A 13,263-nucleotide genomic window follows, 5' to 3' on the forward strand; every position below is an offset into this window, starting at 1 on the left:
GAGAAGCAACATGCAAGAAGGGCAAAACCGTAAAACATCGTCCCTGAGTATTCTCGCCATCGCTGGGGTGGAGCCGTACCAAGAGAAACCGGGCGAAGAGTATATGAACGAAGCCCAGCTGGCGCACTTCAAGCGTATTCTTGAAGCATGGCGTAATCAACTCAGGGATGAAGTGGATCGCACCGTATCGCACATGCAGGATGAAGCTGCTAACTTCCCGGACCCGGTAGACCGTGCCGCCCAGGAAGAAGAGTTCAGCCTGGAGCTGCGTAACCGCGACCGCGAACGTAAACTGATCAAAAAGATCGAGAAAACGCTGAAAAAAGTTGAAGATGAAGACTTCGGCTACTGCGAATCCTGCGGCGTGGAGATCGGCATTCGCCGTCTGGAAGCGCGTCCGACAGCGGATCTGTGCATTGACTGCAAAACCCTGGCGGAAATTCGCGAAAAACAGATGGCGGGCTAATCCCCTGCTGCCTCACTCTCTGGCGGGAGTCTCTCCCGCCTGGTTCTGTTGTCCGTATCATGACTGACTCACGCTATATAGGGCGCTTTGCTCCCTCCCCCTCCGGCGAACTCCACTTCGGCTCTCTGATCGCCGCGCTCGGCAGCTACCTGCAAGCCCGCGCGAACCAGGGTATCTGGCGCGTTCGTATTGAAGATATCGACCCGCCGCGCGAAGTCCCCGGGGCCGCCGACACCATCCTGCGCCAGCTCGACCACTACGGTCTGCACTGGGACGGCGAGGTGCTCTGGCAGTCGCAACGGCACGAAGCCTACCGCGAGGCGCTGGCCTGGCTGGGTGAGCAAGGGCTGAGCTATTACTGCACCTGCACCCGCGCGCGGATCCACGCCGTAGGCGGGATCTACGATGGTCACTGCCGCGACCTTGGGCTGGGGGCGGAAAACGCCGCGCTGCGTCTGCGCCAGACCCGTCCGGTTCTGCAGTTCACCGACCGCCTGCGCGGCACGCTGGTCGCCAACGAGCCGCTGGCGCGTGAAGATTTTATTATCCACCGTCGCGACGGGCTGTTTGCCTACAACCTGGCGGTGGTGGTGGATGATCACTTTCAGGGGATCACCGAGATCGTCCGCGGCGCCGATCTGATTGAGCCGACGGTGCGGCAGATTTCGCTGTATCAGCATTTTGGCTGGCAGGCGCCGGACTACCTCCATCTGCCGCTGGCCCTCAATGCCGACGGCAATAAGCTCTCTAAACAAAACCACGCGCCGGCGCTGCCGGAAGGCGATCCGCGCCCCGAAATCGTCCGCGCGCTCCGCTTTCTGAATCAGGAGATCGCCGGGGAGTGGCAGGCCCTGAGCGTCGATGATTTACTCGCCCAGGCCGTCGCCAACTGGCAGCCCGCGAAAATCGAGCATTCTCAAATGGCTCCCGCTGAGCTATGATTAGCCGCTATTTTTACACTGTACAGTTGATCTGAAGTCCGTCTGACACTACGAGGTGCACCATTTTTACCCGAGTCGCTAATTTTTGCCGTAAGGTGCTAAGCCGTGAGGAGCGCGAGGCAGAAGCCGCCGTCGAACCAACGCCTATGACGGTGATCCCGCGTGAGCAGCATGCTATTTCCCGCAAAGATATCAGTGAAAACGCCCTCAAGGTCATGTACCGCCTCAACAAGGCGGGCTACGAGTCCTGGCTGGTTGGCGGCGGCGTCCGCGACCTGCTGCTTGGCAAAAAGCCAAAAGATTTTGACGTCACGACCAACGCCACGCCGGATCAGGTGCGTAAGCTGTTCCGCAACTGCCGTCTGGTCGGGCGCCGTTTCCGCCTCGCGCACGTGATGTTCGGGCCGGAAATCATTGAGGTCGCTACCTTCCGTGGCCATCACGAAGGACACACTACCGATCGCGTCACCTCCCAGCGGGGCCAGAACGGCATGCTGCTGCGCGATAACATCTTCGGCTCGATCGAAGAGGACGCCCAGCGTCGCGACTTCACCATAAACAGCCTCTATTACAGCGTGGCGGACTTTACCGTGCGCGACTACGTCGGCGGCATGAAGGATCTGCAGGACGGCGTGATCCGCCTGATCGGCAATCCGGAAACCCGCTATCGCGAGGATCCGGTACGCATGCTGCGCGCGGTGCGCTTCGCCGCCAAGCTGGATATGACCATCAGCCCGGAAACGGCCGAACCGCTGCCGCGGCTGGCCGCCCTGCTCCACGACGTGCCGCCGGCGCGCCTGTTCGAAGAAGTGCTCAAGCTGCTGCAGGCCGGGCATGGCTATCAGACCTACCTGCTGCTGCGGGAATACAACCTGTTCCAGCCGCTGTTCCCGACCATCACCCGCTACTTTACCGAGCGCGGCGATAGCCCGATGGAGCGGATCATCAACCAGGTGCTGAAGAACACCGACACCCGCATTCATAACGACATGCGCGTCAATCCGGCCTTCCTCTTCTCGGTGATGTTCTGGTATCCACTGCTGGAAACGGCGCAAAAAATCGCTCAGGAGAGCGGCCTGGCGTACTATGACGCCTTCGCGCTGGCGATGAACGACGTACTGGACGAAGCCTGCCGTACGCTGGCGATCCCTAAGCGCATCACCACCCTGATCCGCGATATCTGGCAGCTGCAGCTGCGCATGTCCCGTCGCCAGGGCAAACGCGCCTGGAAGCTGATGGAGCATCCGAAATTCCGCGCCGCCTACGATCTGCTGGAGCTACGCGCCGGCGCTGAAAACAACGGCGAACTGCAGCGTCTGACCAAATGGTGGGGCGAATTCCAGGTCGCCGCGCCGCCGGCGCAAAAAGATATGCTCAACGACCTCGGGGACGATCCGGCGCCGCGCCGTCGCCACCGCCGTCCGCGCAAGCGCGCGCCGCGCCAGGGTAACGCATGACCCTGGTCTATATCGCCCTCGGCAGTAACCTCGCTTCGCCACTGGCGCAGGTGCAGGCGGCTATCCGCGCCCTGGGCGAAATACCTTACAGCCGCGTGGTGAACGTCTCTTCGTTCTACCGTACGCCGCCGCTGGGCCCGCAGGATCAGCCGGACTATCTCAACGCCGCCGTCGCGCTGGAAACCACGCTGGCCCCCGAGGCGCTGCTCGATCACACCCAGCGCATTGAGCTGCAGCAGGGTCGGGTGCGCAAAGCCGAACGCTGGGGGCCGCGCACCCTCGATCTCGATATCATGCTGTTTGGCGATGCGGTCATTAACAGCGAGCGTCTGACCGTTCCGCACTACGATATGAAAAACCGTGGCTTTATGCTCTGGCCGCTGTTCGAGATCGCCCCGGACCTCCGCTTTCCTGACGGCCCTGCGCTGCGTACCGTACTGGATGATCTCGGCGCGACAAAACCCGCTATCTGGTAATTCCCTCTCCTTTTTTAGCATTTACGGCGATCGTCGTAATCGGTTGCCCAAAATCATTGCCCCTCTAAATGCTGCTGTTAGAATGCCGGTTAATATGACTTTCATCATCAGGAAATGTTATGAAACCGACCACCATTGCCCTGCTGCAGAAATGCAAACAGGAAAAGAAGCGCTTTGCCACCATTACCGCCTACGACCATAGCTTCGCGAAGCTGTTCGCCGATGAAGGCATTAATGTGCTGCTGGTGGGCGACTCGCTGGGAATGACGGTGCAGGGTCACGACTCCACCCTGCCGGTCACCGTGGAAGATATCGCCTATCACACCCGCGCCGTCCGCCGCGGCGCGCCGAACAGCCTGCTGCTCGCCGACCTGCCGTTTATGGCCTACGCCACGCCGGAGCAGACCTTCGAAAATGCCGCCATCGTGATGCGCGCCGGCGCCAATATGGTCAAACTCGAAGGCGGCGCCTGGCTGGCCGAGACCGTGAGGATGCTGGCGGAACGCGCGGTGCCGGTTTGCGGCCACCTCGGCCTGACGCCGCAGTCGGTGAACGTATTCGGTGGCTATAAAGTGCAGGGCCGCGGCGATGCGGCGCAAACCCTGTTTGAAGACGCGTTAGCGCTGGAAGCGGCAGGCGCGCAGCTGCTGGTGCTGGAGTGCGTCCCGGTCGCCCTGGCGAAACGCATCACCGAAGCCCTGACCATTCCGGTGATCGGCATCGGCGCGGGCAACGTCACCGATGGGCAGATCCTGGTGATGCATGACGCTTTCGGCATTACCGGCGGCCACATTCCGAAATTTGCCAAGAATTTCCTTGCCGAGGCGGGCGACATCCGCGCCGCGGTGCGGCAGTATATTGCCGAAGTCGAATCCGGGGTCTATCCGGGCGAAGAACACAGTTTCCATTAAGGAGTCTTGTTGTGCTGATTATAGAATCCGTGCTGCTGCTGCGTCAGCATATCCGCCGTCTGCGTCAGGAAGGCAAGCGTATCGCGCTGGTCCCGACGATGGGCAACCTGCATGATGGTCATATGAAGCTGGTTGATGAAGCCAAAGCCAGCGCGGACGTGGTGGTGGTCAGTATTTTCGTCAATCCGATGCAGTTTGACCGCGCCGATGACCTGGCGCGCTACCCGCGCACCCTGCAGGATGATTGCGAAAAGCTGAACAAGCGTCATGTCGACTTTGTCTTCGCGCCGACGCCGGCGGAAGTCTACCCGCACGGCACCGAAGGCCAGACCTACGTCGACGTCCCCGGCCTGTCCACTATGCTGGAAGGCGCCAGCCGTCCGGGCCATTTTCGCGGCGTGTCGACCATCGTCAGTAAGCTGTTCAACCTGGTTCAGCCAGACGTCGCCTGCTTTGGCGAGAAAGACTTCCAGCAGCTGGCGCTGATCCGCAAGATGGTTGCCGACATGGGCTACGATATCGATATTATCGGCGTGCCGATCGTCCGCGCGAAGGATGGCCTGGCGCTGAGCTCGCGTAACGGCTATCTGACCGCCGACCAGCGCAAAATCGCCCCCGGTCTGTATAAAGTGCTGAGCGCGGTGGCGGAAAAACTGGCCGCCGGCGACCGTCAGCTCGACGAGATCATCGCTATCGCCGAGCAGGAACTGAACGAGAAAGGTTTCCGTGCCGACGACATTCAGATCCGCGATGCCGACACCCTGCTTGAGCTGACCGACGCCAGCCAGCGCGCGGTGATCCTGATGGCCGCCTGGCTCGGTCAGGCCCGCCTGATCGACAACCAGATCGTCACGCTCGGTCAGTAGACAGCGGGTAAAAATCGGGCAATACTTGCCCGGGCTTTTCTCAGGGCGGACGTCGTGTCCGCTCTGCTACATTAAGGTTGAAGGGTAGAAGTTATGATGCGTAATATGCTGCAGGGCAAGCTCCACCGCGTAAAAGTGACGCAGGCTGACCTGCACTATGAAGGTTCCTGCGCCATTGACCAGGATTTCCTGGATGCGGCCGGTATTCTGGAGAATGAGACCATTCACCTCTGGAACGTCACCAACGGTAACCGTTTCTCCACCTACGCCATTGCCGCCGAGCGGGGTTCCAGAATCATCTCCGTTAACGGCGCCGCCGCGCACTGCGCCAGCGTCGGCGATATCCTGATCATCGCCAGCTTCGTCACCATGTCTGACGAAGAGGCGCGCCGCTGGCAGCCCAACATCGCCTACTTCGAAGGCGACAACGAAATGAAGCGCCAGGCGAAAGCGATTCCGGTGCAGGTCGCCTGATGACCACGGCGCTGCGCTCAGGCGCAGCGCCGAAGTTTACCCCTGCGGCTGGTTACTGATCAGCCGCGACATCGTCTCCAGCGAATCCGTGCGTAAGATATATAACCGCTTTAGCAGAAACGGATTGTCCCCCGGCTTCACCTTCCCACGCACTGTCGTCACCGCCATATGAAACCCGGCGTCATTCGCCGCCTGCACCGCCGTGGCGTTATAGCCGCCGAAGGGATAGGAAAGGTAGAGCACATGTGGATTAAACTGGCTCAGCGCCCGGCGCGAACGGGCAAAATCAAACAGAATATTATGGTAATTGCGGCTGAATAAGATCGGCCGCCGGCCGGCGTCTACCCGGTGCAGGAAGTGGGTATGCGACTGAATGTCAAAGACGTCCTGGATCTGCCGGAGCTCAGAAATGCTCATGAACTGCAGCGATTTCGGATCCCATTGCTGCGGATGACGCTTGATGCGCGAAGAGATAATAAAGGCGGTGGCGTGGAAGCCATACTGTTTCAACACCGGATAGGCGTAGCGGTTTACCGATTTCAAACCGTCATCGAAGGTAATGGCGACTGCCCGCGCCGGAAGGTTAATTTTATTGCGCACGTAGCCTTCCAGCTGATACAGGGTCAGCGTGGTATACCCCTGATCCCGCAGCCAGGTCATCTGGTTATTGAAGGCGCGTACCGAGGTGGTGGTCGAGGTATGGCGGAAACGGGTGTTCTCTTCGTCACGCAGAATATGGTGATAGGTCAGCACGGGGATCCCGTTATCCTCCTGCGCATCCAGACTGCTGACCCACGCCAGCCGATCGCCAATGCGGATCTGAAACCAGGTCTGATTGAGGCGGTCTTTCAGCTTGCTGAGGATCGGATAGCGCAGATTATTGGCCAGCGTGCCGAACGGCGCGCTGCTCACTGAGGGAGCGTCATAGAGCGGTGTATCTTTCCAGGTGAGTAAATTCTGGTTACTCAGCGGCTTATTGAGATCCCCCAGACGGTCCTCCACCCGCTGCTTACCCTGCACTGGCTCCAGATGGCCCTTGTCAATAAACCCGGTGCCGAAGCCGAAGCGAAACTCATAGTAATCAGCCGCCGTCGGGACAACCGCGAGGATCTGCCCGGCACGCACATTGCCCACGCTGACCACATGGTTCCCCACCTGCGCCCAGATCACCGCGTCTTCGGTGGTTTGCATATAGCGCACAGGCTTGCCCTGCTGGCTAAGCAGACTGGCGGAGGCGCTGAGTGAGGTCAGTAAAAGAAGCAGAGTAAAAAATCGGGCAAGCATGCGCATCGAACCGGTAAACCATCAACGGCGGTTATTGTAACAAAAGCGGCATCTGTCCCGCTGCTTAATTTCCAAAGGTATCATGACGCAACCGGAACGGGGGGTTCTTCTGCTGCTGATGCCACAGGCTGCTCACCATCGGCCCCCCCGCGCTGACGATAGCCTGGCGAAACGCCTCGCTGCTTAACGTGTCCCGCAGCAGATACATTCGCTCAAGTAATGAATAGCTGACGCCGGAGATCACTTCGCAGTGGGTATGTTTGTGGCTCATCAACGCCGCGGCCCGATAAGGCGCCGCGCCGGTTCTGTCGGTTAGGAAAATGACCCCGTCCCCGGAGTCGGTGGCATGCAGCGCATCGCACATCATCCGGCTCAACATATTGCTGCTGAGATTGCGCCAGTAATTGACCGCCCGGCACTGGGCCAGCGGACCAAATTTTTGTTCAAGACGATCCAGCATCTCCTGCGCCAGCTCATCGTGGCAGGTAATGACCCAACCAAGCATGCTTCCCTCCTTAGCCAGCCAACAATGTAGCAAGGGAAAGATGGCGTATCGGTGATGGGGGTCAAAGATAAGCGGTTAGCGCTTCGCGTATTGGCGTCCGGAAGCGCTAACCGTGATGAGTATCAGCTACGCAGGCCGCGACCGCGCTGGATTAACGACCAGCAGAGGAGATAGAAGGCGACGATGAAGACCACCAGCACCGCAAAGGTGGTCACCAGCGGCACATCGTTGATACCGAGGAAGCCGAAGCGGAAGCCGCTGATCATGTAGACGATGGGGTTCAGATGCGACAGCCCCTGCCAGAACGGCGGCAGCAGGGTCAGCGAGTAGAACACCCCGCCGAGATAGGTCAGCGGCGTCAACACAAAGGTCGGGATCAGGCTGATGTCATCGAAGGTCTTGGCAAACACCGCGTTCAGCAGTCCGGCCAGCGAGAACAGCACTGCGGTGAGGAGCAGCGTCAGGGCGACAAACAGCCAGGAGTGAACCTGGAACGGCACAAAGAACAGCGACACCGCGGTCACCAGGATACCCACGCACAGCCCGCGCGCCACCCCGCCGCCCACGTAGCCGGCGATAATCACGTGCGTCGGCACCGGCGCCACCAGCAGCTCCTCAATGTTGCGCTGAAACTTGGCGCTGAAGAACGACGAGGCGACGTTGGCGTAAGCGTTGGTGATCACCGCCATCATGATCAGGCCCGGCACGATAAACTGCATGTAGGTAAAGCCATGCATCTCGCCGATGCGCGACCCGATCAGATTGCCGAAAATCACGAAGTACAGGGTCATGGTGATCACCGGCGGCACTAGCGTCTGCACCCAGATGCGCATAAAACGGTGGATCTCTTTGGTCCAGATGCTTTTCAGCGCGACCCAATAAAGCTGCATCATGCTGACTCTCCTTTTCGCTCATGCACCAGGGTGACAAACAGCTCTTCCAGACGGTTGGCTTTGTTACGCATACTCAATACCTGCACCCCCTGGGCGCTCAGCTGCGCAAAGACGCTGTTAATCCCCTGCTCGCGCAGGACCTCCACTTCCAGCGTCGAGGTATCGACCAGCTGATACTGGTAGCCCTCGAGCTTCGGCACCGGGCTTTTTGGCGCGAGGTCGAGAATAAAGGTCTCTGATTTCAGCTTCGACAGCAGCGCTTTCATCGAGGTGTTTTCCACCAGCGTACCGTGCTGGATGATGCCGATGTTGCGGCACAGCATTTCGGCCTCTTCCAGATAGTGGGTGGTCAGAATAATGGTGGTTCCGCGATCGTTGAGATCCTTGAGGAAGCCCCACATCGAGCGGCGTAGTTCGATATCGACGCCGGCGGTCGGCTCGTCGAGGATCAGCAGCTTCGGCTCATGCATCAACGCGCGAGCGATCATCAGGCGGCGCTTCATCCCGCCGGAAAGCATCCGCGCGCGTTCGCTGCGTTTTTCCCACAGATCGAGCTGTTTTAAGTACTTTTCGCTGCGGGCGATGGCTTCTTTACGCTCAACGCCGTAGTAGCCCGCCTGGTTAACGACGATCTGCTGCACGGTCTCGAACGGGTTAAAGTTAAACTCCTGCGGCACCAGGCCAAGCTGGCGCTTGGCGTTGACGACGTCTTTCTCCAGATCGTAGCCAAAGACATTGACCTGACCGGAGGTTTTGTTCACCAGCGAGCTGATGATGCCGATCGTCGTGGATTTTCCCGCCCCGTTCGGGCCCAGCAGAGCATAGAAATCCCCCGCTTCAACCTGCAGGTCAATTCCCCGCAGCGCCTGAACCCCGCCGGGGTAGGTTTTTTTGAGCTGTTTTAATTCCAGAGCAATGGTCATTAAATATCTCTTCTCGTGTCATGACACGTCATTAACCCGCCTGACTGACGTTTGCGCTGTACTCGCGCGGCCAGCGCATCTGCAGCCGGAAGTATCACGGGTTAAGATGGTTTTAAAAAAGGTGAGCTTACCCTATATTAGCGCAACGCACTTACTTGGTTACAGGCCGATAACGTCCATGAATGATATAGATACACTCATCAGCAACAATGCACTATGGTCAAAAATGCTGGTGGAAGAGGACCCCGGCTTTTTTGAGAAACTGTCGCAAACGCAGAAACCGCGCTTCCTGTGGATTGGCTGTTCTGACAGCCGCGTACCCGCTGAGCGACTCACCGGCCTGGAGCCAGGCGAACTGTTTGTGCATCGTAACGTGGCGAATCTGGTGATCCACACCGACCTCAACTGCCTGTCGGTGGTGCAGTATGCCGTCGATGTTCTCGAAGTCGAGCACATTATTATCTGCGGCCACTACGGCTGCGGCGGCGTACAGGCGGCGGTGGAGAACCCGGAGCTGGGGCTCATCGACAACTGGCTGCTGCATATCCGCGATATCTGGTTTAAACACAGCTCGCTGCTGGGGGAAATGCCGGAGGAGCGCCGTCTGGATACCCTTTGTGAACTGAACGTAATGGAGCAGGTGTACAACCTGGGACATTCGACGATTATGCAATCGGCGTGGAAGCGCGGACAGAAGGTGACCATCCACGGCTGGGCATATGGCATTCACGACGGACTGCTGCGCGATCTGGATGTGACCGCCGTGAGCCGGGAAACCCTTGAACAGCGCTATCGCCACGGGATCTCCAACCTCAAGATCAAGCACATCAACCACAAATAGCCTTCAGACTTAGCCACTCTGGCGCGCGCGCCAGAGTGGGATATCCCCTTACTCGTCCAGCAGGGTGACTTTGCCGATATACGGCAGATGGCGGTAGCGCTGAGCGTAGTCGATACCGTAGCCCACCACGAACTCGTCCGGAATGGCGAAACCGACGAACTCAACCGGAACATTCACTTCACGGCGGCTTGGTTTATCCAGCAGCGTACAAATGGCCAGCGACTTCGGCTCGCGCAAGCTGAGGATCTCACGCACTTTAGACAGGGTATTGCCGGAGTCGATGATATCTTCCACGATCAGAACGTCTTTACCACGGATGTCTTCGTCCAGATCTTTGAGGATTTTCACATCACGGGTAGTGGACATGCCGCTGCCGTAGCTCGAGGCGGTCATAAAATCGACTTCATGCGGCACCTGCACTTCACGGCACAGGTCGGCCATGAACATAAACGAGCCGCGCAGCAGCCCCACCAGCACCATTTCGCTGCCGCTGTCCTGATAATGTTCGTTGATTTGACGACCCAGTTCCGCGATGCGCGCTTTGATCTCGGATTCCGGGATCATCACTTCTACAGTATGTTTCATAAGACTAACCATTTGATTCTAAATATAAATCATCAAAGCCGCTGCTTTCGCCCCGACGATGACCGGCAAGCCATCCAGTATACCAGCAAAAAGAAATCTGCGGTGCAGGGATTAATAAAGCCATATTTGTGATTCCGATCACACTTGTTAAATCCTATAATTAATTGCAGTTAAAAAATTAACAAACACATGAGTAACTTTCTATGGCTGAAACAAAGTCTCAACAATCAAGGCTCCTGGTGACGCTGACTGCGCTATTTGCAGCGTTCTGCGGCCTCTATCTTTTAATCGGCGGAGCATGGCTGGTCGTGCTTGGCGGCTCCTGGTACTACCCCGTCGCCGGTCTGGTGATGCTGGGCGTGACCGTGATGCTGTTCCGCGGCAAGCGCGCTGCGCTGTGGCTGTACGCCGCGCTGCTGCTGGCGACCATGATCTGGGGCGTCTGGGAAGTCGGCTTCGACTTCTGGGCGCTGACGCCGCGTAGCGATATCCTCGTCTTCTTTGGTATCTGGCTGATCCTGCCCTTTGTCTGGCGTCGTCTGCCGGTGCCTTCCGCTGGCGCCGTAGGCGCGCTGGTCGTCGCCTTGCTGATCAGCGGCGGCATGCTGACCTGGGCCGGTTTTAACGACCCGCAGGAGATCAACGGCACTCTGAGCGCCGACGCCACCCCGGCGGCGCCGATCTCCAACGTTGCTGACGGCGACTGGCCGGCCTATGGCCGCAACCAGGAAGGCCAGCGCTTCTCCCCGCTGAAGCAGATTAACGCCGACAACGTGAAGAACCTGAAGGAAGCCTGGGTGTTCCGCACCGGCGACCTGAAACAGCCGAACGATCCGGGTGAAATCACTAACGAAGTGACGCCGATTAAAGTCGGCGACACGCTCTTCCTGTGTACCGCCCACCAGCGTCTGTTCGCGCTTGACGCCGCCTCCGGTAAAGAGAAGTGGCATTTTGACCCGCAGCTGAACGCCGACCCGTCGTTCCAGCACGTCACCTGCCGCGGTGTCTCGTATCACGAAGCGAAAGCGGATAACGCCCCTGCCGACGTCGTCGCCGACTGTCCGCGCCGCATTATCCTGCCGGTGAACGATGGTCGCCTGTTCGCAGTGAACGCCGACAACGGTAAGCTGTGCGAAACCTTTGCCAACAAAGGTATTCTCAACCTGCAGACCAACATGCCGGTGACCACGCCGGGCATGTATGAACCCACTTCCCCGCCGATTATCACCGATAAGACCATCGTGATTGCCGGCGCAGTTACCGATAACTTCTCTACCCGCGAGCCGTCAGGCGTAATCCGCGGCTTTGATGTGAATACCGGGAAACTGCTGTGGGCCTTCGATCCAGGCGCGAAAGATCCGAACGCCATCCCAAGCGATGAGCATCACTTCACGCTCAACTCACCCAACTCCTGGGCGCCTGCCGCCTACGACGCCAAACTGGATCTGGTCTATCTGCCGATGGGCGTGACCACTCCGGATATCTGGGGCGGTAACCGCACGCCGGAGCAAGAGCGCTATGCCAGCTCGATTGTCGCGCTGAACGCCACCACCGGTAAGCTGGCCTGGAGCTACCAGACCGTCCATCACGATCTGTGGGATATGGACATGCCTTCCCAGCCGACGCTGGCTGACATTGAAGTCAACGGCAAAACCGTGCCGGTCGTCTATGCTCCGGCGAAAACCGGCAACATCTTCGTGCTGGATCGCCGTAATGGCGAGCTGGTGGTCCCGGCCCCGGAAAAACCGGTTCCGCAGGGCGCCGCCAAAGGCGATTACGTCGCCAAAACCCAGCCGTTCTCCGATCTGAGCTTCCGTCCGAAGAAAGATCTGACCGGGGCGGACATGTGGGGCGCCACCATGTTCGACCAGCTGGTGTGCCGCGTGATTTTCCATCAGATGCGCTATGAGGGTATCTTCACCCCGCCATCTGAGCAGGGCACCCTCGTCTTCCCGGGTAACCTGGGGATGTTTGAATGGGGCGGTATCTCCGTCGATCCGAACCGTCAGGTGGCTATCGCCAACCCGATGGCGCTGCCGTTCGTCTCTAAACTGATCCCACGCGGCCCGGGCAACCCAATGGAGCCGCCGAAAGATGCGAAAGGCTCAGGCACCGAGTCCGGCGTGCAGCCGCAGTACGGCGTCCCGTACGGCGTCACCCTGAACCCGTTCCTGTCGCCGTTCGGTCTGCCGTGCAAACAGCCGGCCTGGGGCTATATCTCCGCGCTGGATCTGAAAACTAACGAAGTGGTATGGAAAAAACGTATCGGTACCCCGCAGGACAGCCTGCCGTTCCCGATGCCAGTTAAACTCCCATTCACCATGGGTATGCCGATGCTGGGCGGTCCGATCTCCACGGCGGGCAACGTCCTGTTCATCGGCGCGACCGCGGATAACTACCTGCGCGCGTACAATATGAGCAACGGTGAGAAGCTGTGGGAAGCCCGTCTGCCAGCCGGCGGTCAGGCCACCCCGATGACCTACGAAGTGAATGGCAAACAGTATGTTGTCATCTCTGCCGGCGGTCACGGCTCGTTCGGGACCAAAATGGGCGATTATATCGTCGCCTATGCGCTCCCGGATGAGGCGAAATAAAACGCAAAACGGCAACGAAAGTTGCCGTTTTTTTTTGTCTTTATCCC

General features: G+C 58.8%; 15 protein-coding genes. 9 read left to right on the forward strand and 6 right to left on the reverse strand.

Annotation, left to right across the window (positions count from 1 at the left end; genetic code table 11):
* Nucleotides 1-10 precede the first annotated feature (10 nt).
* The 7 genes from dksA to panD all read left to right on the forward strand — a co-directional run bounded on the left by dksA (nt 11) and on the right by panD (nt 5,591).
* A complete protein-coding gene (gene dksA, locus K5R89_RS03935; RefSeq protein ID WP_002888845.1) occupies nt 11-466 on the forward strand; it encodes an RNA polymerase-binding protein DksA in 456 nt (151 codons plus the stop codon).
* Between the two features lie 59 nt (nt 467-525).
* Nucleotides 526-1,407 carry a tRNA glutamyl-Q(34) synthetase GluQRS gene (gene gluQRS / locus K5R89_RS03940; RefSeq protein WP_023292013.1) on the forward strand — a complete coding sequence of 294 codons (882 nt, stop codon included), beginning with the start codon at nt 526-528 and terminating at the stop codon, nt 1,405-1,407.
* A 62-nt stretch (nt 1,408-1,469) separates the two neighbouring features.
* Nucleotides 1,470-2,864, forward strand: coding sequence for a polynucleotide adenylyltransferase PcnB (gene pcnB / locus K5R89_RS03945; RefSeq protein WP_071787251.1), 1,395 nt, complete (start codon nt 1,470-1,472; stop codon nt 2,862-2,864).
* Nucleotides 2,861-3,340, forward strand: coding sequence for a 2-amino-4-hydroxy-6-hydroxymethyldihydropteridine diphosphokinase (gene folK / locus K5R89_RS03950; RefSeq protein ID WP_048296707.1), 480 nt, complete (start codon nt 2,861-2,863; stop codon nt 3,338-3,340). Before pcnB ends, folK begins: the two co-directional genes overlap by 4 nt.
* A 119-nt stretch (nt 3,341-3,459) precedes the next feature.
* Nucleotides 3,460-4,251, forward strand: a complete 792-nt coding sequence (gene panB / locus K5R89_RS03955) for a 3-methyl-2-oxobutanoate hydroxymethyltransferase (RefSeq protein WP_023292010.1) — start codon at nt 3,460-3,462, stop codon at nt 4,249-4,251.
* Between the two features lie 11 nt (nt 4,252-4,262).
* Nucleotides 4,263-5,117 (forward strand): pantoate--beta-alanine ligase, encoded by an 855-nt coding sequence (gene panC / locus K5R89_RS03960; RefSeq protein ID WP_087827525.1) that lies wholly within the window; start codon nt 4,263-4,265, stop codon nt 5,115-5,117.
* A gap of 93 nt (nt 5,118-5,210) precedes the next feature.
* Entirely contained in the window at nt 5,211-5,591 is a 381-nt protein-coding gene (gene panD / locus K5R89_RS03965) for an aspartate 1-decarboxylase (RefSeq protein ID WP_004204397.1), read from the forward strand.
* Between the two features lie 36 nt (nt 5,592-5,627).
* On the opposite strand, the gene K5R89_RS03970 is transcribed toward panD, so the two are convergent.
* From K5R89_RS03970 to K5R89_RS03985, 4 genes are all read right to left on the reverse strand, one after another.
* Nucleotides 5,628-6,881 carry a polysaccharide deacetylase family protein gene (locus K5R89_RS03970; RefSeq protein ID WP_065804799.1) on the reverse strand — a complete coding sequence of 418 codons (1,254 nt, stop codon included), beginning with the start codon at nt 6,879-6,881 and terminating at the stop codon, nt 5,628-5,630.
* A 58-nt stretch (nt 6,882-6,939) separates the two neighbouring features.
* The gene (locus K5R89_RS03975; RefSeq protein ID WP_023292007.1) at nt 6,940-7,380 is read right to left on the reverse strand and encodes a PTS sugar transporter subunit IIA; all 441 of its coding nucleotides are present in this window, start codon (nt 7,378-7,380) and stop codon (nt 6,940-6,942) included.
* A 122-nt stretch (nt 7,381-7,502) separates the two neighbouring features.
* Entirely contained in the window at nt 7,503-8,273 is a 771-nt protein-coding gene (locus K5R89_RS03980; protein ID WP_004204389.1) for an ABC transporter permease, read from the reverse strand.
* Nucleotides 8,270-9,196 carry an ABC transporter ATP-binding protein gene (locus K5R89_RS03985; RefSeq protein ID WP_004204387.1) on the reverse strand — a complete coding sequence of 309 codons (927 nt, stop codon included), beginning with the start codon at nt 9,194-9,196 and terminating at the stop codon, nt 8,270-8,272. Before K5R89_RS03985 ends, K5R89_RS03980 begins: the two co-directional genes overlap by 4 nt.
* 178 nt (nt 9,197-9,374) lie before the next feature.
* Between K5R89_RS03985 and can the strand changes: the two genes are divergently transcribed.
* The gene (can, locus tag K5R89_RS03990) at nt 9,375-10,037 is read left to right on the forward strand and encodes a carbonate dehydratase (protein WP_004204385.1); all 663 of its coding nucleotides are present in this window, start codon (nt 9,375-9,377) and stop codon (nt 10,035-10,037) included.
* 48 nt (nt 10,038-10,085) lie between these two features.
* On the opposite strand, the gene hpt is transcribed toward can, so the two are convergent.
* A complete protein-coding gene (gene hpt, locus K5R89_RS03995; protein WP_004204384.1) occupies nt 10,086-10,622 on the reverse strand; it encodes a hypoxanthine phosphoribosyltransferase in 537 nt (178 codons plus the stop codon).
* A 4-nt stretch (nt 10,623-10,626) separates the two neighbouring features.
* Entirely contained in the window at nt 10,627-10,746 is a 120-nt protein-coding gene (locus tag K5R89_RS04000) for a hypothetical protein (protein WP_032426021.1), read from the reverse strand.
* A 79-nt stretch (nt 10,747-10,825) separates the two neighbouring features.
* Between K5R89_RS04000 and K5R89_RS04005 the strand changes: the two genes are divergently transcribed.
* Complete coding sequence (locus K5R89_RS04005; protein WP_032455031.1) at nt 10,826-13,216, forward strand: glucose/quinate/shikimate family membrane-bound PQQ-dependent dehydrogenase; 2,391 nt, start codon at nt 10,826-10,828, stop codon at nt 13,214-13,216.
* The last annotated feature ends 47 nt before the right edge of the window (nt 13,217-13,263 follow it).

It is taken from the genome of Klebsiella sp. TF21-TM (genome assembly GCF_019753495.1).
Classification (GTDB): Bacteria; Pseudomonadota; Gammaproteobacteria; order Enterobacterales; family Enterobacteriaceae; genus Klebsiella; species Klebsiella quasipneumoniae.